Here is a 20963-nt window from a genome sequence, read left to right as displayed (position 1 = left end):
GGCCCGGCCGAGGCTCATAGGTGCCGCCGGTAGGCTGGAGGCACCATGATCACCCCCTGGAGCCGCCGGCTCACCGCCTCGTTCTTCGCCGCCCTCGCAACGGCTCTGGTCGCCTTCGCGGTGACCGATCTCGCGCTCTACCTCGTGAGCCAGCTGAGCCTCGCGGCCATCGGCTCCTACGCGGCGGTGCTGGCGCTGCCGGCGCTGGTCCTGCTGATCGTGGTGTTCATCGCGGGGCTGATCGACGCACTCTCGTCGTGGTGGGGTGCGCTGCTGGCCGGCCTGGTCGGCGGCCTGCTGGGCGCCGCGGCGGGTGGCCTCGCCGCCGCCAAGGGCGACCTGATCAAGTACCTCTCATCGATCGTCGGCTTCTACCTCTTCTTCATCGTGGCGGCCGCCGTGACCAGCGCCCTGCTCGGCCGCGTCGTGTGGCGCAGCTGGATCGCGCGCCCGGCGACCCGCGGCCGCGTCGCCTTCGTGCGGGTGCCGTCGGCGAACCTCGCCGAGGGCATCGTCACGAACGTGCCGCGCACGCTCGTCGACCGCGACGCCGCAGACAAGCAGTGGGACGACTACGTCTCGGCACTGACCGGTGCCGGCTGGCAGATCGTCGAGGTCGCGGCAGCAGACGACCAGCCCGACGCAGTGTTCGTCGAGGATGCCGCCGTCGTGCTCTCGCCGTCGGTGGCGCTGCTCACGCGCCCCGGTGCAGAGGCGCGCCGCGCAGAGGTCGCCGCAGTCGGCGACAGCCTGCGCACGAGCGGCTTCACGCTCTTCGAGCTCGAGGCTCCGGGCACGCTCGACGGAGGCGACGTTCTCGTCGTCGGCTCGACCGTGTATGTCGGGCGCAGCGGGCGAACGGATGCCGACGGCATCAGGCAGCTGCGCGAGGTCGTCGCGATGGCGAACCTCGACCTCACCGTCGTCGCGGTTCCGGTCACGGGCGGCCTGCACCTGAAGTCGCTCGCGAGTGCGCTGCCCGACGGCACCGTGCTCGTCTCCGGCGGCCTTGAGCCGAGCATCTTCGGCCGTGCGCTGCGGGTTCCTGCGGGCGAGAGCGCGAACGTCGTCGCGCTCGATGACCGCACCGTCCTCGTGCCGGCCTCCGCACCCGGAACCGCCGACCTCGTGGCAGATCTGGGCTACACGGTGGTCAAGGTCGACCTGTCGGAGTTCGAGAAGCTCGAGGCATCCGCCACCTGCCTCTCGATTCGCAGCTGAGGCCGCGCCGCTCGCGACTTTGTCACCACTTCTGTTCTTTTCTGCGGTGGGACTTGTTCCCAATTTCCTGCCACGGATAGGCTGAGAGTTCGCTCCGCGTGTGCACAGTGCCGTGCGGTGCGTGTTACGGAACGCGTCGCGCATACTCAGGAGGCCGCAATGTCCAACACCACGCTTGAGACGAAGTTCGTCGTCGCTGGTGTCGCCGGCCTCGCTGCTGCTGATTTCGGTCGCGCAGGCTTCGGAGTCGCCGACATCGCGGGTCCCGCGTATCGCGGGGTGGCGCACCGCGTCGGTGCTCCCGCTGCAGGCATCCGCCGCCCGCACTAGGCGCCACCGGCCGCGTTCGCATCGCGGCACCCGTCTCTTCAATCTGCGCTGAAAGCGCTTCCCACCCGCCTCATCGACTGCCGGCACCGGTGTCGGTGAAGTGCGGACTCATCGCTGACAACTCCCACGAAGAATTGCCTGATTCATGTCTGCCCACTCGTCAGAAACCGACCGCACGACTCACCACGACGCGGGCGAGGGCCTGAGCACCTTCGCCTCGATCGCTCGGCTGTACCCCTACCTGAAGCCCGCACTGCCGCGGGTGACGCTCGGCATGGTGGCCGCTCTGCTCGCCTCCGTCGTCTCCCTCGCCATCCCCTTCGTGCTGCAGCGCCTCGTCGACGGCACGCTGCTGCACCGCGGTGGCGACCGCTACGAGGTGATCGGCGCCGCCGCCGCGATCCTCGGCCTGGGCATCGCAGAGGCCGTGCTGATCTCGCTGCGCCGCTGGTTCGTGCTGACGCCGGGCACGAAGGTCGAGGCGACGCTGCGCAACGGCCTCTACAACAAGCTGCAGCACCTGCCCGTCGCGTTCCACGACCGCTGGCCGAGCGGCCAGCTGCTGTCGCGCGCGGTCAGCGACCTGAACCTGATCCGCCGCTGGCTGTCGTTCGGCCTCGTGCTGCTCGTCGTGAACGTCGTGACCATCGTGGTCGGCTTCGCGGTGCTGTTCTACTACCACTGGCTGCTCGCGGTCGTGATGGTGGTGCTGTCGGTTCCGCTGTGGGTCGCCGGCTTCTTCTTCGAGCGCAAGTACCACGTGGTGGCGCGCCGCTCGCAGGACCAGCAGGGCGACCTGGCGACCGCCGTCGAAGAATCCGTGCACGGCATCCGCGTGCTCAAGGCGTTCGGCCGCGGCGGCCACGCGCTCAAGGGCTTCCGCGAGCAGGCCGAGCAGCTGCGCGGCACCGAGCTCGAGAAGGCGCGCGCCGTCGCGGGGCTGTGGCTGTGGCTCTTGATGGTGCCCGACGTCGCGTTCGCCGTGTGCCTGGGTCTCGGCGTGTGGCTGGTCTCGCAGGACGAGCTGACGGTCGGCCAGCTGCTCGCGTTCTTCGCGACGGCGACCGTCTTGCGCTTCCCGATCGAGTCGATCGGATTCCTGCTGTCGATGACCTTCGACACGCGTACCGCCGTCGACCGGTTCTTCGACGTCATGTCGACGCCGAACCTCATCGACGACCCCGAGAAGCCCGCGCACATCGAGAGCCCACGCGGTGAGCTGGTGTTCGACAACGTGCACTTCCGCTACGAGGACTCGCCCGAGCGGTTCCCCGACCTCGTCGACGGCATCAACCTGACGGTGCGGCCGGGCGAGACCATGGCGCTCGTCGGCCTCACCGGCTCCGGCAAGTCGACGCTGACCTCGCTCGTTCCGCGTCTCTATGACGTCACGGGCGGCGCGATCCGGATCGACGGCGTCGACGTGCGCGACCTGACGCTCGAAGAGCTGCGGGCTCGGGTCGCCATGGCCTTCGAAGACGCGACGCTGTTCTCGACCTCGGTGCGCGACAACGTGCTGCTCGGGCGGCCCGAGTTGGCCGGCGATGACCCGGCCACGGTCAAGGCGGCCGACGCGCAGCTGGCAGAAGCGCTCGAGGTGGCGCAGGCGTCTTTCGCCTACGACCTGCCAGAGGGCGTCGACACCATGGTCGGTGAAGAGGGGCTCTCGCTCTCCGGCGGCCAGCGGCAGCGGCTCGCGCTCGCCCGCGCCGTGGCGGCGAAGCCCAGCGTGCTGGTGCTCGACGACCCGCTCTCCGCGCTCGACGTCGACACCGAGGCGCGTGTCACCGAGCGCCTGCACAGCGTGCTCACCGGCACGACCGCGCTGATCGTCGCGCACCGGCCCTCGACCGTCATGCTCGCCGACCGCGTCGCGCTGCTGCAGAACGGCCGCGTGACCGACGTCGGCACCCACGGCGAGCTGCTCGCCCGCAATGAGCACTACAAGTTCGTCATCTCGTCTCTCGAAGAGGAAATGACCACGACCGCCAACACCGAGGAGGTGGACGCATGAGCGCCGTTGCCGCAACCGGCGTCACCGGTGAAGACCGCAGCGATCTCTCCAAAGAGGAATCGCGACGCATCCGTCAGCGCTCGCTGCGCCTGCTCGGGTCGCTGATCGCCCCGATGCGCGGCCGCGTGATCCTCACGCTCGTCGTCGTCGTGATCTCGACCGTGCTGCAGGTCGCGGGGCCGGCGCTGATCGGAATCGGCGTCGACCAGGGGCTCGCGGCGCTGCGCTCCGACGATTGGGCGCCGCTCGCGTGGACCGCGCTGACCTACCTCGTGACGGGCGTCGGCGGTGCGCTGTCGATCAGCTGGTACACGGTGTCGTCGGCGCAGATCAGCCAGGCGATCCTGATCGAGCTGCGCACGCGCACCTTCCTGCACACGCAGCGCCTCAGCCTCGAGTTCCACGAGTCGTACACGTCGGGTCGCATCATCTCGCGGCAGACGAGCGACCTCGACTCGATCCGCGAGCTGCTCGACTCGGGCATCAACCAGCTGGTTCAGGGGGCGCTGTACTCGGGATTCATCGCGATCGCGATCTTCACGGTCGACTGGGTCTCCGGTGTCGTGCTGCTGTGCTCGCTCGTGCCGCTGTACTTCCTGATCAGGTGGTTCCAGAAGCGCTCGCAGAAGCTGTTCCGCGTTCAGCGGGTGGCCTCGGCGAAGCTCATCGTGCACTTCGTCGAGACGATGACCGGCATCCGCGCCGTGAAGGCGTTCCGCAAGGAGAAGCGCAACGAGCGCGAGTTCGGCGCCCTCGTCGAGGACTACCGCAAGGTGAACGCCGACACGATCCAGCTGTTCGGGATCTTCGACCCGGGCCTCGTGATGATCGGCAACATCACCGTCGCGATCGCGCTGCTGATCGGGGGATTCCGCGTCGTGTCCGGCTCGCTGGCGATCGGCTCGCTGCTGGCCGTGCTGCTGTACGCGCGCCGCTTCTTCGACCCCATGGAGGAGATGGCGATGTTCTACAACTCCTACCAGTCGGCGGCCGCCGCACTCGAGAAGATCTCGGGCGTTCTCGAGGAGGAGCCGAGCGTGCCGGAGCCCGCGCACCCGACGAAGCTCGACGGGGCGCACGGGCACGTGCTCTTCGACGACGTCTCGTTCCACTACAAGCCCGGCCGTGACGTCCTGCCGCAGTTCCGTCTCGACATCCCGGCCGGCCAGACGATCGCGCTCGTCGGCTCGACCGGCGCGGGGAAGTCGACGCTCGCGAAGCTCGTCTCGCGCTTCTACGACCCGTCATTCGGGAAGATCACGCTCGACGGCGTCGACCTGCGCGAGCTGTCGTCCGAAGACCTGCGTCGCGCCATCGTGATGGTCACGCAGGAGGCCTACCTGTTCTCGGGCTCGGTCGCCGACAACATCGCGCTGGGCAAGCCGGATGCCACGATCGAAGAGATCCAGCGCGCGGCGCAGGCGGTCGGCGCGCACGAGTTCATCGCGTCTCTTCCCGACGGCTACGACACCGACGTGAACAAGCGCGGTGGCCGCGTCTCGGCGGGGCAGCGCCAGCTGATCTCGTTCGCTCGGGCGTTCCTCGCGAACCCGGCGGTGCTGATCCTCGACGAGGCGACGTCGTCGCTCGACATCCCGAGCGAGCGGCTGGTGCAAGAGGCGCTGCAGACCTTGCTCGCCGACCGCACGGCGGTCATCATCGCGCACCGCCTGTCGACGGTCGCGATCGCCGACCGGGTGCTCGTGATGGAGCACGGCCGCATCGTCGAAGACGGCACCCCCGCCGAGCTCATCGGCGGCACGGGCCGCTTCGCCCAGCTGCACGCCGCCTGGCGCGACTCGCTCGTGTAGCGCGTCCGCTCGGCGCGAGGGTGCCCGTTCGGCGCCCGAAGGTGCCCGCTTGGCGCAACTGTTCCCGCAGCAGCGGGTGCAGAAGCGCCAAGCGGGCACCTTTCGTTCTCCGGTTCTGCATCCGGGTCAGGGGCGCCAGAGGGCCTCTCGCATCGCGAGGCGGTAGCCCGCCGCGCCCTCGCGCAGGGGCGTTCCCTCGGCGCGGTAGTGCTCGAGAGCGTCGTCCTCGTGGCCGTCGGGCGGCCGTCCGTCCGAGTGCACGACGCGCCACCACGTGACCTCGTGGCCGTAGTTGCGCATGACCTTGCCGACCTGCCGCGAGGCGCGCGACCCCAGCTCGGCGGCGATCGCGCCGTAGCTCAGCACGAGGCCTGGCGGGATCTGCGCCACGATGTCGAGGACGGCTTCGGTGAAGGCATCCGCTTCGAAAATGCCTGCGGCCTCGTACGCGCGCAGGCCGAGGCGATCGTCCGCCCTCGCACGCTGCGCGTGGTCTCCATTCGCGCTGCGCGCGAGTCGACCGGCGGGCGGCGTCAAAGCGCGAGCTTGCCGATCGTGTCGCCGAACTCGGTCTCGCCGATGGGCTCGAAGCCGGTGCGCAGGAAGAAGGCCTCAGGGCCGTCCTCGCCGGGCTCCCAGATCACATAGAGCGCGTCGAGGCCGCGCTTGCGCGCCTCGTCGGCGAGCGCCTCGACCGCGAAGCGGCCGACGCCGCGACCCTGGTCGTCTGCGTCCACGTTGATGCGCCAGAGGATCGAGCGGAACTCCTCGCTCGGAGCCTGCGGATCGAAGTCGGCCTGGATGAACGCGACCACGTCATCGCCGTCGACGACGACGCGCTGCCACGAGGTCGCGGGGTTCACGACGACCGCGGCCGCCGAGTACGAGACGGGGGTGACGTACTGTTCCTGGCCAGGCTTCAGGGAGAGCGCGTTTGCCGCGGCGATGTTGCTCGCGGAGAGGTCTTCCAGACGCAGGTCAGCCATGCCAATCACCATAACGGGGCGCACGGCAGACGGATAGCATGCCTTTGGCAGGCATCCGCCCATACGCGCATAATTATCTCGACGTCGAGATACCTGTATCGTGTTCAGAAGACCCCGCACGTTCAACCCCGGGAGCCGTAGCGCATGGCAAAGATCATCTACACCCGCACCGACGAGGCGCCTCTGCTGGCGACCTATTCGCTTCTGCCGATCATCTCGGCCTACGCAGCGAAGGCGGGTGTGGACTTCGAGACGAGCGACATCTCGCTCGCCGGCCGCATCATCGCGCAGTTCCCCGAGCGGCTCACCGAAGAGCAGCGTGTGCCGGATGCCTTGGCCGAGCTCGGTGAACTGACGGGCGACCCCGCCACGAACATCATCAAGCTTCCGAACATCTCCGCTTCCGTGCCGCAGCTGAAGGCCGCGATCGCCGAGCTGCAGGCGCAGGGCTACGACATTCCCGACTACCCCGAGGCGCCGTCGACCGACGAAGAGCGCGACTTCGCTGCCCGCTTCGACAAGGTCAAGGGCTCCGCGGTCAACCCGGTGCTGCGCCAGGGCAACTCCGACCGCCGCGCTCCCGGCGCGGTGAAGGCGTACGCGAAGGCGCACCCGCACTCGATGGGCGCCTGGAACGCCGACTCGAAGACCGATGTCGCGACCATGGGCCACGACGACTTCCGGTCGAACGAGAAGTCCGTGACGATCGAGGCCGACGACACCTTGCGCATCGAGCACATCGCCGAAGACGGCACCGTGACGGTGCTCAAGGAGTCGGTGCCGGTGCTCGCCGGCGAGATCGTTGACGGCACGTTCATGTCGGTGGCGAAGCTCGAGGAGTTCCTCGCCGAGCAGATCGCCGCTGCGCAGGCATCCGGCGTTCTATTCTCGGTCCACCTCAAGGCGACCATGATGAAGGTCTCGGACCCGATCATCTTCGGTCACGTCGTGAAGGCGTTCTTCAAGCCGGTGTTCGAGAAGTACGGGGCCGACCTCGCGGCCGCGGGCCTGTCGGCGAACGACGGCCTCGGCGCGATCCTCGCGGGCCTCGACCGGCTGCCGAACGGCGCCGAGATCCGCGCCGCGTTCGACGAGGTGCTGGCCACCGGCCCGAAGCTCGCGATGGTGAACTCCGACAAGGGCATCACCAACCTGCACGTTCCGAGCGACGTCATCGTCGACGCGTCGATGCCCGCGATGATCCGCATCGGCGGCCACATGTGGGGCCCCGACGGCGCAGAGGCCGACACGCTCGCCGTCATCCCCGACTCGTCGTACGCCTCCGTCTACAAGACGGTCATCGACGACTGCAAGGCGAACGGCAAGCTCGACCCGGCCACCATGGGCACCGTGCCGAACGTCGGCCTCATGGCGCAGGCCGCCGAAGAATACGGCTCGCACAACAAGACCTTCGAGGTTCCGGCAGCGGGCACCGTGCGCGTCGTGAACCAAGCCGGCGACGTGCTCATCGAGCACCGGGTCGAGGCCGGCGACATCTGGCGCGCCTGCCAGACGAAGGACGCCGCGATCACGAACTGGATCGAGCTCGCCGTGCAGCGCGCCCGCCTGTCGAGCACCCCTGCCGTGTTCTGGCTCGACGAGACCCGCGCCCACGACGCCGAGCTGATCAAGAAAATCAACGCGTACCTGCCGACGCTCGACACCGAGGGCCTCGACCTCAGCATCCTCGCGCCGGCCGCGGCGACCCAGAAGTCGCTCGACCGCATCCGCCAGGGGCAGGACACCATCTCGGTCACCGGGAACGTGCTGCGCGACTACCTGACCGACCTGTTCCCGATCCTCGAGGTCGGCACCTCGGCCAAGATGCTCTCGATCGTCCCGCTCATGGCGGGCGGCGGTCTGTTCGAGACCGGTGCCGGCGGCTCGGCGCCGAAGCACGTGCAGCAGCTGGTGGAGGAGGACTACCTGCGCTGGGACTCGCTCGGCGAGTTCTTCGCGCTGGCGGCATCCTTCGAGCATCTCGCGCAGTCGACGGGCAACGCCAAAGCACAGATCCTCGCTGACACGCTCGACCGGGCCACGGGCACCTTCCTCAACGAGGACCGCTCGCCCGGCCGCAAGCTCGGCACGATCGACAACCGCGGCTCGCACTTCTACCTCGCGCTGTACTGGGCGCAGGAACTCGCCCGGCAGACCGACGACGCCGACCTCGCAGCGGCCTTCGGGCCGCTCGCGGCCAAGCTGCTCGCGGCCGAGTCCGAGATCGTGGCCGAGCTGCTCGCGGTGCAGGGCTCGCAGGTCGACCTCGGCGGCTACTACCGCCCGGACGACGCGAAGGCCTCGGCCGTCATGCGCCCGTCGGCGACGCTGAATGCCGCCATCGACGCGTTCTAAGAGCCCCACGCGCCGCGCGCCTGGGCCCCGGCGGCACACATAGCGCCCAGCGGCACATCGTTCCCTGACGAACGTGTGCCGCTGGGCGCTTCGTGTGCCCGGGGCGCCACCGCGGCGAGAACGCGAGGTGATGCGCGCTAACCTCGGGAACGTCGAGGAGGTGCGCATGGCCAGCAGAGTTGGCGCGAACCTTCCCGCGGTCGGGGGCTTCAACCAGGCCGTGATCCTCGACGCGATCCGCCGCGCACCCGAGGGCATCAGCCGCGTCGAGCTCGCGGCCCGCACAGGGCTCTCGGCCCAGACGGTGACGAACGTCAGCAGGCGGCTGCTCGCCGGGGGAGTGGTGCGCGAGGCGGGCACGGTCGTCGCCGGGGTCGGCAAGCCGCGCACGCTGCTGCAGCTGTGCCCGGACGGCCGGTTCGCGGTCGGCGTGCATCTCGACCCCTCTGTTGTCAGCATCGTGCTGCTCGACCTCGCGGGCGAGCTGCTCGACCACCGCGTGCTCGACGTCGACCCCGCATCGACCGCGCAGCACACCCTCGACGAGATCGCGATCGAGACGCGGGCCATCATCGGCGCCGGCCGGGTGCTGTGCGAGCGCATGCTGGGGGTCGGCATCGCGACGCCGGGGCCGCTGCTCGAGGAATCCGGCACGGTCCTCAACCCTCCGCTCCTGCCCCAGTGGGAGCGCATTCCGGTGCGCGACCTGCTCTCAGATCGGGTCGAGCTGCCGGTGCTGCTCGAGAAGGACGTGACGGCCGCCGCCGTCGCCGAGCAGTGGGTCGCTGACGGCAACCGCGAGAACTTCGCCTTCGTCTACTACGGCACGGGCATCGGCTTCGGCCTCGTGCTGCAGAACGAGGTGATCAGGGGCGCGAGCGGGAACGCAGGCGACATCGGGGGCTTCGCGGTGGGGCATACGGATGCCTCGGGCCGGTCGCGCCCGTTCGGTGAATCCGTCTCGCCGACGGCGGTCGTGCCGCGCGCCCTGGCAGCCGGCATCAGGCTCGCGACCCCCGCACAGCGTACCGGCGGCTTCCACCTGCTCGACGAGTTCACGGCGCTGGTGCACGCCGCCGAGAGCGGCGAGCCGCAGGCATCCGTCATCGTCGACCAGGTGATCGCCGACCTGGCGAACTCGCTGGTGCCCGTCGCCAATCTGCTCGACGTCGACCGCTTCGTGTTCGGCGGCCCGTTCTGGGCGCCGCTCGCCGGCCGCGCACTCGAGCGGCTGCCGCGTGCGTTCGCACAGTCGCCGTACCTGGTCGGCGCCCACGACGTCGTGTTCGAGGAATCCGCCGTCGCCGCGGACGTCGCCGCCATCGGAGCCGCCTGCCTCGTGCTCGATCACGCGCTCTCACCGCGGCCGGCGCGGATGCTGCTCGCCCATCGCGTCACCGTCTGATTGGCCGCCCCGGCGCCGCCGCCGTGCCTGGCTTCTGCGCCCGCGCCCGACGGCTGCGCCCGGCGTGCGGGGCGCAGGTGTCGGGCGGGGGTGCGAAAGCGTGACCGGAATGAGGCACAAAAAACCCTTGCATCGAGTAAATCCAAATGATTTAGTAAAGGCGCTCGACCAATCCCAGACCGAGCTTCGCGGCACCCATGACGCAAGGGAGCATCATGAAACGCTTGGCTTTAGCACTTGCCACCGGCGCAGCAGCTGCGCTGGTCCTCGCCGGCTGCTCCGCCCCGGGCAGCGTCTCGTCTTCGAGCGGCACCATCAAGGTCGCGTACCAGAAGTTCGGCAACTTCACCCAGATGGACACCCAGATGAAGGCCGTCGCGAAGCAGTTCGAGGCGCAGAACAAGGGCGTCAAGGTGCAGCTGGTGCCGATCCAGGCGGCCGAGAACGACTACTACACGAAGCTCGCTCTCATGAACAAGGCAGCGGCGACGGCCCCCGACGTGCTCTACGAGGACACGTTCCTGATCAAGGCGGACGCGGACGCCGGCTATCTCGCGCCGCTCGACTCGTACGTCTCCAAGTGGAGCGACTGGAAGCAATTCCCCGACAACGCGCGCCAAGCGGGCCAGGGCGACGACGGCAAGATCTACGGCGTCTCGCTCGGCACCGACACCCGCGGCCTCTGGTACAACAAGACGCTGCTGCAGAAGGCGGGCATCGCGGTCCCGTGGCAGCCGAAGACCTGGGACGACGTGCTCGACGCGGCGCGGAAGATCAAGGCGGCCGAGCCGGGCGTGATCCCGCTCAACGTCTATTCGGGCAAGCCGCAGGGCGAGGCGTCCACCATGCAGGGCTTCGAGATGCTGCTGTACGGCACGGCCGATCAGCTCACGGATTCCGACGGCAAGTGGGTCGCGGGCTCGAAGGGGTTCACCGACGCGCTGCAGTTCGTGCAGACGGTCTACCAGGACAAGCTCGGCCCGACGCCCCAGCAGGCGCTCGACGTCAACGTCGGCACCGAGATCTCAGGGCAGTGGATTCCGCAGGGCAAGCTCGCGATCGACCTCGACGGCTCGTGGCAGAGCCAGAACTGGATCTCGAGCGGAGCAGCGCCGTGGAAGGACTGGTCGACGACCATGGGCTGGACGGCGATGCCGACCCAGAACGGGCAGGCTCCAGGGAAGGTCAGCATGTCGGGCGGGTGGACGCTCGCCCTCGGCTCGAAGTCGAAGAACAAGGAAGCCGCCTGGAACTTCATCAAGCTGGCGCTGAACAAGAAGAACTCGCTGAACTTCGACATCCTCGACACGCAGATCCCGGTGCGCACCGACGTGGCGAACGACCCGAAGTACACGAGCTCGAACCCGACGAACGCGTTCTTCTCGAGCCTGGTTCCGGTCACGCACTTCCGGCCGGCGACCTCGGACTACCCGAAGGTGTCGAACGCGATCCAAGTGGCGATGGAGTCGGTCATGACGGGCCAGCAATCGCCGGCGCAGGCCGCCAAGGCCTATGACGACGCGCTGAAACAGGCGGTCGGGCCCGACAACATCGTGAAGAAGTAGGACCGGCATGGCGACGGCGCTGCCGACCACCGCACTGTCGAACCGCATGCGCGGGAAGGGTCAGGGGGGACCCCGCCCGCGCCGGCATCCCCTGCGCGCCGCAGGCAGAACGGCGCCACTGGTTCCCGCCATGATCCTGCTGGCCGTGTTCCTTGTGGGCCCCGTGCTCGCCTCGTTCTACGGGTCGTTCACGAACTCGGCGCTGACGGGCGCGGCGGCGCAGCAGACGCAGTTCGTGGGCTTCGCGAACTACGCGCAGCTGTTCAGAACGCCCGACTTCTTCAAGTCGGTGCTGCTGACGGTGATCTTCCTGCTGGGCTCGGCGGTGATCGGGCAGAACGTGCTCGGTCTCGTGCTCAGCCTGCTGATGGCGCGCGGCGACCGGGTCATGCGGTCGATCGTCGGCACCTTCGTCGTGACCGCGTGGGTGCTGCCCGAGATCGTGGCGGCCTTCGCCGCCTACGCGTTCTTTCACGCCGACGGCACCCTCAACGAGATCCTCGGCGCCGCTGGCATCCATGGCCCCAATGGGCTCTACAGCCTGCCCATGGTCGCCGTGATCCTCGCCAACATCTGGCGCGGCACTGCGTTCTCGATGCTCGTGTATTCGGCGGCGCTCGCCGACGTGCCCGACGACGTGCAGGAGTCCGCCGAGATGGACGGCGCGGGCGGCGCCCAGCGCCTGTTCTTCATCACGCTGCCGCTGATCCGCCGCAGCATCTCGACGAATCTGATGCTGACCACGCTGCAGACGCTGTCGGTGTTCACGCTGATCTTCGTGATGACGGGCGGCGGCCCCGGCACCGACAGCTCGACGCTGCCGATCCTCGCCTATCAGCAGGCGTTCAAGTTCTCGCAGCTGGGCCTCGGCACCGCGATCGCGACGATCCTTCTTGTCGTCGGCGCGGTGTTCTCGGTGATCTACCTGCGAGCGCTGAAGCCGGAGGTGGACTGAGATGGCCATGACCTCGCCGAGCAGGCGCCACCTCAGGTGGACGTCGAACTCGATCCTCGCTCTGATCGCCGTCTGCTTCGCGCTGCCGCTGCTGTGGCTGCTCGTCGCGTCGTTCGACGACCACGCGAACCTGACGCTCAAGCTGCCCGGGCACTTCTCGCTCGCGAACTATCAGGCGGTGCTGACGCCGAGCCTCGCCTACGTGCCGCTGTGGAACAGCATGATGATCTCGCTCGGCTGCGCGATCATCACGGTCGCGGTGGCCGTGCTCGCGGCCTACCCCTTGTCGAGATATCGGATGCGTCTGAACCGCCCGTTCCTCTACGGGGTGCTGTTCGGCACGTGCCTTCCGATCACCGCGATGATGGTGCCGGTCTACAGCCTGTTCGTCGGGCTCAACCTGATCGACTCCGAGCCCGGCGTCGTGCTGTTCATGGCGGCCGCCAGCCTTCCGATGGCGATCTGGATGATGAAGAACTTCATGGACTCCGTGCCGATCGTGCTCGAAGAGGCGGCGTGGTCTGACGGGGCATCCATGATGAGCACGCTGTGGCACGTGGTCGTGCCGCTCATGCGCCCGGGCATCGCGGTCGTGTTCGTCTTCGTGTTCGTGCAGGCGTGGGGAAACTTCTTCGTGCCGTTCATCCTGCTGCTGAGCCCCGAGAAGTTCCCGGCGGCCGTCAGCATCTTCGCGTTCTTCGGCCAGTACGGCTCGGTCATGTACGGCCAGCTCGCCGCATTCTCTCTCGTCTACTCCGTTCCCGTTCTCGCCCTATACGTGTTCACCTCGCGCGTGCTCGGCGGCGGCTCCGCCCTCGCGGGCGCCGTCAAGGGCTGACCCGAAGACCCTCAAGGAGACCCCAGTGCACGATGACTCCGCGCTCGTCCGCGCCCGCATCCAGCGCTTCCTGCTCGAGCGCATCGCGCCCGCGGTGCACCTGGCGACGGCGCCGCTCGAGATCGCCGCATGGGAGGTGCCTGACGAACCGGTGCCGTTCGCCGAGGCGACCGCTGCGGGCGCGTCGTACGCGCCGTTCGCGCTGGGCACCGCGTGGGGGCGCCCGTGGGGCACGACCTGGTTCCACGTCACGGGCGACGTTCCGGATGAGTGGGCGGATGCCGCGGCCGGCCGCGCCGTCGCAGAAGTCGTCGTCGACCTGGGCTTCTCGGCGAGTCACCCCGGGTTCCAGGCCGAAGGCCTCGTGTGGTCGCCCGACGGGGTGATCGTGAAGGCGATCGAGCCGCGCAACGACTTCGTGCCGGCCGGCGCGCCGGGGGAGCGTGTCGACCTCTACCTCGAGGCCGCATCGAACCCGTCGGTCGAGGGCGGCTGGCTGTTCCAGCCGACGCCGCTGGGTGACAAGCTGACGGCGGGTGACGCGCCGATCTACGAGCTGCGCCGCCTCGAGCTCGCGCTGCGCGACACCGAGGTGTGGCAGCTGCAGCAGGAGGCCACGGCGCTGCTCGGCCTCGCCGACGTGCTCGGTCCGCGCACGACGCGCGGCGCCGAGATCCTGCGGGCGCTCGAAGATCTCGTCGACGGGATGGACCCGCGAGACATCCCCGGAACGGCGGCAGCCGGCCGCGCCGCGCTGCGCCCGATCCTCGAGAAGCCCGCCAACGCCTCCGCGCACCGCGTGACGGCCGTCGGCCACGCGCACATCGACTCGGCGTGGCTGTGGCCCGTGCGTGAGACGGTGCGCAAGGTCGCGCGCACCTTCTCGAACGTGCTCCAGCTCATGGACGAGGACCCGGAGTTCGTGTTCGCCGCATCGTCGGCCGCGCAGTACCAGTGGATGAAAGACAGCTACCCCGAGCTGTTCGAGCGGATCCGCGCGCGGGTGGACGAGGGGCGCTTCGTGCCGGTGGGCGGCATGTGGGTGGAATCGGACACCAACCTGCCAGGGGGCGAAGCGCTCGCGCGCCAGTTCGTCGCCGGCACCCGGTTCTTCCAGCGCGAGTTCGGCGTCGACACCGAGACGGTATGGCTGCCGGACTCGTTCGGCTATACGGGGGCGCTGCCGCAGATCGCGCGGGCCGCAGGCGCCCAGTTCTTCCTGACGCAGAAGATCTCGTGGAACGAGACCGATGTGTTCCCTCACCACTCCTTCCAATGGGAAGGCATCGACGGCACCCGCATTTTCACGCACTTCCCACCGGTGAACACGTACAACTCAGATCTGTCGGCGGCCGAGCTGGCCCGCTCTGAGGCGAACTACGCGGAGAAGGGGCGTGCCAACGCGGCGCTCGTGCCGTTCGGCTATGGCGATGGTGGCGGCGGCCCGACGCGCGAGATGATCGCGGCCGGTCGGGTGGCCGCCGACCTCGAGGGATCGCCCAGGGTGCGGTTCGCGACGCCCGGCGACTTCTTCCGCGACGCGGCGGCCGAGTACCCCGATGCGCCGGTGTGGAGCGGCGAGCTCTACCTCGAGTTCCACCGCGGCACTTACACCAGCCAGGCGCGCACCAAGCGCGGCAATCGGCGCAGCGAGCACCTGCTGCGCGAGGCCGAGCTGTGGTCGGCGCAGGCCGCCGTTCGTGCGGGAGCCGAGTACCCCTACGACGAGCTCGAGGTGATCTGGCAGACCGTGCTGCTGAACCAGTTCCACGACATCCTTCCCGGGTCCGCGATCGCCTGGGTCTACCGCGTGGCCGAGGCCGAGTACGCGCGCATTGCGGCGCAGCTCGAGGCCGTCATCGAGCGCGCGCTGGCGGCGCTCGCGGGGGCCGGCGACGGCGGGAGACGCGCTGCCGTTGCCAACGCGGGGCCGTTCGCGCGGGACGGCGTCGCGCCCGGCGCGATCGGAGCGGCGATCGAGGCGGATGCCGCGACCGCACACCCCGAGGGCGACGGCTTCGTCCTCGAGAACTCCCTGGCACGCTTCCTCTTCGACGCGGCCGGGCGGCTCGTGTCGGCGGTGGATGCCGCGAGCGGCCGCGAGGCGGTGCCGCCCGGGCAGCGCGGCGCCGAGCTGCAGCTGTTCCGCGACACCCCCACGCAGTGGGATGCGTGGGATGTCGACCGGCACTACCGCCGCGACGGCGTCGTGCTCGACGCACCGGCGCACGTCGAGCTGACGGCGACCGATGCGGGCCCCGAGCTGCGGGTCTCGCACCGCGTCGGCGAGTCGCGCATCGACGAGCGGATCACCGTCGTTCCCGGCACTGCGACCCTGCAGCTCGCGCTCGACGTCGATTGGCACGAGCGGCAGCGGCTGCTGAAGCTCGCATTCCCCGTCGACGTGCAGGCCTCCCAGGCGCAGTCGGAGATCCAGTTCGGGCACATCTCGCGGCCGCTCGCCGAGAACACCTCATGGGATTTCGCGCGTTTCGAGACCAGCGCCCACCGCTGGGTGCACGTCGGCGAGGCCGGCTACGGCGCCGTCGTCGCGAACGACGCAATCTACGGGCACGACATCACTCGAGTGCCGCGCGAAGGCGGTGGAGTGTTCACCCTGGTGCGCCAGTCGCTGCTGCGCGCGCCGCTGTTCCCCGACCCCGAATCCGACCAGGGCGCCCATCGCTTCACGGCGACCTTCACGCCGGGGGCCGGCATCGCCGAGGCGATCCGCGAGGGCTACCGCGTGAACCTGCCGACGCGGCCGGCCGTGGGAGAGGTTGCGCCGCTTGTCGCCGTCAACAATCCCGCGGTCGTGATCGAAGCCGTCAAGCTGGCCGAGGATCGCTCGGGCGACGTCATCGTGCGGCTCTACGAGTCGCGCGGCGGTCGCGCGGCAGCGGCCGTCGAGCTCGGGTTCGCGGCGGCTGAGGTGTACGAGACCGACCTGCTCGAGCAGCGGGTCGAGGCGCACGCTCTGTCGGGCGACGCCGGCTCAGGCATCCGTCTCACCGTGCGCCCCTTCGAGATCGTGACCCTGCGCGTGCGACGCGAGTGAAGCCGGGCCGCGCGTGCGGTTAACTGACCTCATGGCCCAGCCGACCCGCGCCGAGATCTTGAGCACTCTGCTGCCGGGCTTCGTGGGCACCGTGCTGCCCGAGTGGCTCGCGCGGCTGCTGCGCGAGGGGCTCGGTGGCGTCTGCCTGTTCGGGCAGAACATCGTGAGCCGCGATCAGACCGCCGCGCTGACCTCCGCCGTCACCGGGGCGAACCCCGACGCCGTGATCGCCATCGATGAGGAGGGCGGCGACGTCACCAGGCTCTACTACGACCGCGGCGCGCCCTACCCCGGTAACGCACTGCTCGGCCGCATCGGCGAGCTCGCCCTGACCGAGCGCACCGCCCGCGCCGTCGGCTGGCAGCTGCGCGATGTCGGGGTGAACGTCACTTTCGCCCCCGACGCCGACATCAACTCGAACCCCGACAACCCGGTGATCGGCGTGCGCTCGTTCGGCACCGACCCAGCGGCTGTCGCCGACCACACCGCCGCGTGGGTCGGGGCGGTGCAGGCCACCGGGGTCGGCGCCGCGGCGAAGCACTTCCCCGGGCACGGCGACACCGCACAGGATTCGCACCTCGCCCTGCCCGTCACAGGCCGTTCGCTCGCCGAGCTGCGCGAGCGCGAGCTGGTGCCGTTCCGCGCCGCGATCGAGGCGGGCACCGAGCTCATCATGACCTCGCACATCCTGCTGCCGCAGCTCGACGCCGACCGCCCCGCGACGATGAGCCCGGCCGTGCTGCAGGGACTGCTGCGCGGCGAGCTGGCCTACGACGGCGTCATCGTCTCCGATGCCCTCGACATGAAGGGTGCATCGGGTGAACTCGGCATCCCCGCCGCGGCCGTGCGCGCGCTCGCCGCGGGCGTCGACCTGCTGTGCATCGGCACCGAGAACACGGCAGCGCAGCTTGCTGAGATCGTGGCGGCGATCGAGGGCGCGGTCGCGTCCGGCGAATTGCCGGCGGAGCGGGTGGCGGATGCCTCGCGCCGCACGCGCGCGCTCGCGCGGCGCCTCGAGTCCCGCGCCGCGAACGCCGCGGCGCCGGTCTCGCCCGTGCCGGAGCCGCACTTCGACCTCGACGAGATCGCGGGCGGGTTCGACGTGTCGGCTCGCGCGCGCGAGTGGATCGCCGCCGCCGGCGGCCAGTATGAACTCGTGCGCATCGAGAGCGAGAGCAATCAGGCCGTCGGGGTGGCGCCGTGGGGGCCGTTCGCGGCGGGCGCGGTTGCAGCGCGCGTTGTAACGAAGGAGGGCTTCGATACGCCCGGCTTCGCGCGGGCTGCTCACCCAGCGGGCAAGACGGTGATCGTCGGGAAGGACCTGCACCGCCGCGAGCATGCGCGGGCGTACATCGACGCCGCCCGAGCCGCAGACCAGGCATCCGTGCTCGTCGTCGACATGGGGTGGCCGAGCGATGACCGCGCCTACGCCGACATCGCGACCTTCGGCGCCTCGCGCCTCGCGGGGCGGGCGCTGCTGCGGCTGCTCGGGGGCGAGGCATGAGGCTCGGGCTCGACATCGGCGGCACGAAGGTCGACGCGGTTGCGCTCGGCGACGACCTCGAGGTGCTCGGCCGTGCGCGGGTCGCGAGTGGGTTCGGGCCCGAGCAGGTCGTGGCCAACGCGGAAGCCGCGGCCCGTCAGGCGGCCGAAGTGGCCGCGGCGGCAGGCGCCACCCCGCTCGAGTCGGTCGGCATCGGCATCCCCGGAATCGTCGACGCAGAAGCCGGCGTGGTGCGCCACGCGGTCAACCTCGGTCTCGAGCAGCTTGAGCTCGCACGGCACCTCGAGCAGCGCCTCGGCGCACCGGTGCGCGTCGAGAACGACGTCAACGCGGCATCGCTCGGCGCCTATCACCTGCTCGGCCTCGACGGCTCGATGGCCTACCTCAACCTCGGCACCGGCGTCGCCGCGGGGTTTGTGAACGACGGTGCCGTGTGGCGCGGCGCGCGCGGCACGGCCGGCGAGATCGGCCACATCCCGGTCGACCCGACGGGCGTCATCTGCGGCTGCGGCCAGGTCGGCTGCCTCGAGACCGTCGCGGGCGGCGGCTGGGTCGCGCGCAAGTGGGGCGGCGACGCGGCATTGCCGCTCGTCGACCTCTTCGACAGCGCGGATGCCGGCGACGAGCGCGCTCTCGCGCTGCGCGCCGAGCTGTTCGAGGGAGCGGCGGCCGGCGTGCGCATCCTGATCCTCACCGCCGACGTCGAGACGGTCGTGATCGGCGGGGGCGTGGCGAACCTCGGCGCACGGCTCATCGACGCCGTGCGCGACAGGCTCGACGAGCTCGCGCGCGTCTCGCCGTTCCTCAGCTCGCTCGAGCTGTCGGCGCGCGTGCGCCTCGTGCCCCTCGATCGACCGGTCGCCGCGATCGGCGCGGCGCTCGCCGGAACCGTTCCTGAGACGGAGGCCTCATGGAGATCGTGATTCTGCCCGATTCGGCCGAGGTGGGCCGGGTCGCGGCATCCGTCATCGCCGACGTGGTCGCGCGCAAGCCCGACGGGGTGCTCGGCCTGGCGACCGGATCGTCACCTCTCGCGATCTATGAAGAGCTGGCGAGGCGAGCGGATGCCGGCGAGCTCGACTTCTCACGCATGCGCGGCTTCGCGCTCGATGAGTATGTGGGCCTCGATTACTCCCATCCCGAGAGCTATCACGCGGTCATCGATCGCACGGTGACGAAGCCGCTGGGGATGAACCCCGAGCTGGTCTCGGTGCCCGACGGGCTCGCCGATGACATCCCGGCGGCGTGCGCGGCCTATGAGGCGGCGATCGACGCCGCGGGCGGCATCGACGTGCAGATCCTCGGCATCGGAGCCAACGGGCACATCGGGTTCAACGAGCCGACCTCGTCCCTCGCCTCGCGCACGCGCATCAAGACGCTGACGCCGAAGACGCGCGAGGACAACGCACGGTTCTTCGACTCGCCAGACGCGGTGCCGACGCACTGCGTGACGCAGGGGCTCGGCACGATTCTGCGCGCGCACCGTCTGGTGCTCGTGGCGCAGGGGGAGCGGAAGGCCGAGGCGGTCGCCGCTGCGGTCGAGGGCCCGGTGTCGGCATCCTGCCCCGCCTCCGTCCTGCAGCTGCACGAGCACGCGACGGTCGTGCTCGACGAGGGCGCGGCCTCGCGCCTGCGCAACGCCGACTATTACCGCTACACCTGGGCGAACAAGCCGGAGTGGCAGCGCTACTGAGCCGCGACGAACGCGTCGAGCGCGGCGAACAGCGCGCCCGGGTTCTCGAGCTGCGGCAGGTGACCGGCTTCGCCGACGAGCTCGAAGCGGGCGCCCGGGATCGCGGCGGCGAAGGCGCGGCCGTAGTCGGGCGTCACGACGCGGTCCGACTCGCCCCAGACGACGAGCGTGGGAACGTGCACCGAGCTCAGCCGATCGCGCAGGGCCGGGTCGTGCATGTAGGGGGTGCCGGCCACCGCCGCGAGCGCCGCCTGGTTGCCGCGCACGATCGCTAGCCCCTCGGGTGTCGGCGGCGGCACGACCAGCTTCGACGGGTCGTGGAAGCTGTACTGGGCGAGTTGCTGCGGCGTGAGACCCGAGATGTCGCGGATCGGGTGGTGCTCGACCTCGATGCCGACCACATCGATCAGCGCGATGCCGCCGACGCGCCCGTCGGTGTCGGCGATCGCCATCTCGGCGGCGATCCACCCGCCGAGCGAGTTGCCGATCACGACGACGTCGTGCAGCCCGGCATCCGTCAGCTGCTCGAGGAAGTGGGCCGCAAGCGCACGCGCGCTGTCGAGGGAGTCCGGGCGCGGGGTGCCATTCCAGCCCGGCAGCGTGGGCGCCAGCACTTCGGCAGCGCCGGCGAAGTGGGCGGCGATCGGGGCGACGGTGGCGGGGCCGCCGCCACCGTGCAGGACGAGGATCGTGCGGGTCTGGGGTGAGGTCTCGGTCATGCCACGACGCTAACTCAACATGTTTATATACGCAAGCTGATAAATTGAGCTCATGACCGTGACCGCGCAGACGACCGGGCGCCTGCTCAAGCGCGCCCAGTACCGGAATCACCGCGCCGCCGACCGCGCGCTGGCCGAGATCGGCACGACGCTGGTGCAGTGGGACGCGCTGCGGGCGATCGACGAGTCACCCGCGGCGTCCGCCCACGAGCTCGCGGTCACCACGTTCCAGAGCGATCAGTCGTTCGGCACGCTTGCTGCCCGGCTGGTCGCGCAGGGGCTCGTCGAGCGCTCGCCCGGTCGCGGGCGCCGCGTCGAGCATCGATTGACGGATGCCGGCAGGCAGATGCTCGCCGCTGGGGCCGCCGTGACGGCCGAGGTCACCGCGCGCTCGTTCGCCGAACTGTCGGCCGCCGAGCTCGAGACGCTCTACGGGCTGCTGGCCCGCGTCGGGGAAGCACCCGACTGAGCGGCGCCTTCCCCGGTTGCGTGGCGCACCGTAGGCTCGG

17 protein-coding genes are annotated in these 20963 nt (G+C 69.8%); 14 read left to right on the top strand and 3 right to left on the bottom strand.

Features of this window, described 5'->3' with window-relative positions:
• Positions 1-45: 45 nt before the first annotated feature.
• The 4 genes from ABD736_RS07680 to ABD736_RS07665 all read left to right on the top strand — a co-directional run bounded on the left by ABD736_RS07680 (position 46) and on the right by ABD736_RS07665 (position 5376).
• A complete protein-coding gene (locus ABD736_RS07680) occupies positions 46-1221 on the top strand; it encodes a dimethylarginine dimethylaminohydrolase family protein (protein ID WP_344791157.1) in 1176 nt (391 codons plus the stop codon).
• Between the two features lie 159 nt (positions 1222-1380).
• The gene (locus ABD736_RS07675; protein WP_344791156.1) at positions 1381-1551 is read left to right on the top strand and encodes a hypothetical protein; all 171 of its coding nucleotides are present in this window, start codon (positions 1381-1383) and stop codon (positions 1549-1551) included.
• 145 nt (positions 1552-1696) lie between these two features.
• The gene (locus ABD736_RS07670; protein ID WP_344791155.1) at positions 1697-3565 is read left to right on the top strand and encodes an ABC transporter ATP-binding protein; all 1869 of its coding nucleotides are present in this window, start codon (positions 1697-1699) and stop codon (positions 3563-3565) included.
• Positions 3562-5376, top strand: coding sequence for an ABC transporter ATP-binding protein (locus tag ABD736_RS07665; RefSeq protein WP_344791154.1), 1815 nt, complete (start codon positions 3562-3564; stop codon positions 5374-5376). Before ABD736_RS07670 ends, ABD736_RS07665 begins: the two co-directional genes overlap by 4 nt.
• 126 nt (positions 5377-5502) lie before the next feature.
• Here ABD736_RS07665 and ABD736_RS07660 read toward each other — a convergent pair whose 3' ends face one another.
• Both ABD736_RS07660 and ABD736_RS07655 read right to left on the bottom strand, forming a co-directional pair.
• Positions 5503-5913, bottom strand: coding sequence for an MGMT family protein (locus tag ABD736_RS07660; protein ID WP_344791153.1), 411 nt, complete (start codon positions 5911-5913; stop codon positions 5503-5505).
• Positions 5910-6362, bottom strand: coding sequence for a GNAT family N-acetyltransferase (locus ABD736_RS07655; RefSeq protein ID WP_344791152.1), 453 nt, complete (start codon positions 6360-6362; stop codon positions 5910-5912). The genes ABD736_RS07660 and ABD736_RS07655 overlap by 4 nt, the downstream gene beginning before the upstream one ends.
• Before the next feature lie 144 nt (positions 6363-6506).
• On the opposite strand from ABD736_RS07655, the gene ABD736_RS07650 reads away from it, so the two are divergent.
• The 9 genes from ABD736_RS07650 (at position 6507) to nagB (ending at position 19735) form a co-directional block, all read left to right on the top strand.
• On the top strand, positions 6507-8717 hold the full coding sequence (locus ABD736_RS07650) for an NADP-dependent isocitrate dehydrogenase (RefSeq protein WP_344791151.1): 2211 nt from the start codon (positions 6507-6509) through the stop codon (positions 8715-8717).
• Between the two features lie 166 nt (positions 8718-8883).
• Positions 8884-10122: an ROK family transcriptional regulator gene (locus ABD736_RS07645; RefSeq protein ID WP_344791150.1), complete on the top strand. Its 1239-nt coding sequence runs from the start codon at positions 8884-8886 to the stop codon at positions 10120-10122.
• A 215-nt stretch (positions 10123-10337) separates the two neighbouring features.
• Positions 10338-11687, top strand: coding sequence for an extracellular solute-binding protein (locus tag ABD736_RS07640; RefSeq protein WP_344791149.1), 1350 nt, complete (start codon positions 10338-10340; stop codon positions 11685-11687).
• Positions 11688-11733: 46 nt separating this feature from the next.
• Complete coding sequence (locus ABD736_RS07635) at positions 11734-12642, top strand: carbohydrate ABC transporter permease (protein WP_425555025.1); 909 nt, start codon at positions 11734-11736, stop codon at positions 12640-12642.
• A 7-nt stretch (positions 12643-12649) separates the two neighbouring features.
• A complete protein-coding gene (locus ABD736_RS07630) occupies positions 12650-13480 on the top strand; it encodes a carbohydrate ABC transporter permease (RefSeq protein ID WP_425555024.1) in 831 nt (276 codons plus the stop codon).
• A 25-nt stretch (positions 13481-13505) separates the two neighbouring features.
• A complete protein-coding gene (locus tag ABD736_RS07625) occupies positions 13506-16538 on the top strand; it encodes an alpha-mannosidase (protein ID WP_344791146.1) in 3033 nt (1010 codons plus the stop codon).
• A 31-nt stretch (positions 16539-16569) separates the two neighbouring features.
• The gene (locus ABD736_RS07620; RefSeq protein WP_344791145.1) at positions 16570-18042 is read left to right on the top strand and encodes a glycoside hydrolase family 3 protein; all 1473 of its coding nucleotides are present in this window, start codon (positions 16570-16572) and stop codon (positions 18040-18042) included.
• Entirely contained in the window at positions 18039-18965 is a 927-nt protein-coding gene (locus tag ABD736_RS07615) for an ROK family protein (protein WP_344791144.1), read from the top strand. Before ABD736_RS07620 ends, ABD736_RS07615 begins: the two co-directional genes overlap by 4 nt.
• Positions 18953-19735, top strand: a complete 783-nt coding sequence (gene nagB / locus ABD736_RS07610) for a glucosamine-6-phosphate deaminase (RefSeq protein WP_344791143.1) — start codon at positions 18953-18955, stop codon at positions 19733-19735. Before ABD736_RS07615 ends, nagB begins: the two co-directional genes overlap by 13 nt.
• Here nagB and ABD736_RS07605 read toward each other — a convergent pair.
• Positions 19729-20454 (bottom strand): alpha/beta fold hydrolase, encoded by a 726-nt coding sequence (locus ABD736_RS07605; protein ID WP_344791142.1) that lies wholly within the window; start codon positions 20452-20454, stop codon positions 19729-19731. The genes nagB and ABD736_RS07605 overlap by 7 nt on opposite strands.
• 52 nt (positions 20455-20506) lie before the next feature.
• On the opposite strand from ABD736_RS07605, the gene ABD736_RS07600 reads away from it, so the two are divergent.
• Complete coding sequence (locus ABD736_RS07600; protein WP_344791141.1) at positions 20507-20923, top strand: MarR family winged helix-turn-helix transcriptional regulator; 417 nt, start codon at positions 20507-20509, stop codon at positions 20921-20923.
• The last annotated feature ends 40 nt before the right edge of the window (positions 20924-20963 follow it).

Origin of the sequence: Gryllotalpicola daejeonensis (assembly GCF_039538145.1) — a bacterium.
Lineage (GTDB): Bacteria > Actinomycetota > Actinomycetes > Actinomycetales > Microbacteriaceae > Gryllotalpicola > Gryllotalpicola daejeonensis.
Note: the sequence above shows the minus strand (reverse complement) of the source record. Positions and strands in the feature narration are given on the sequence as shown.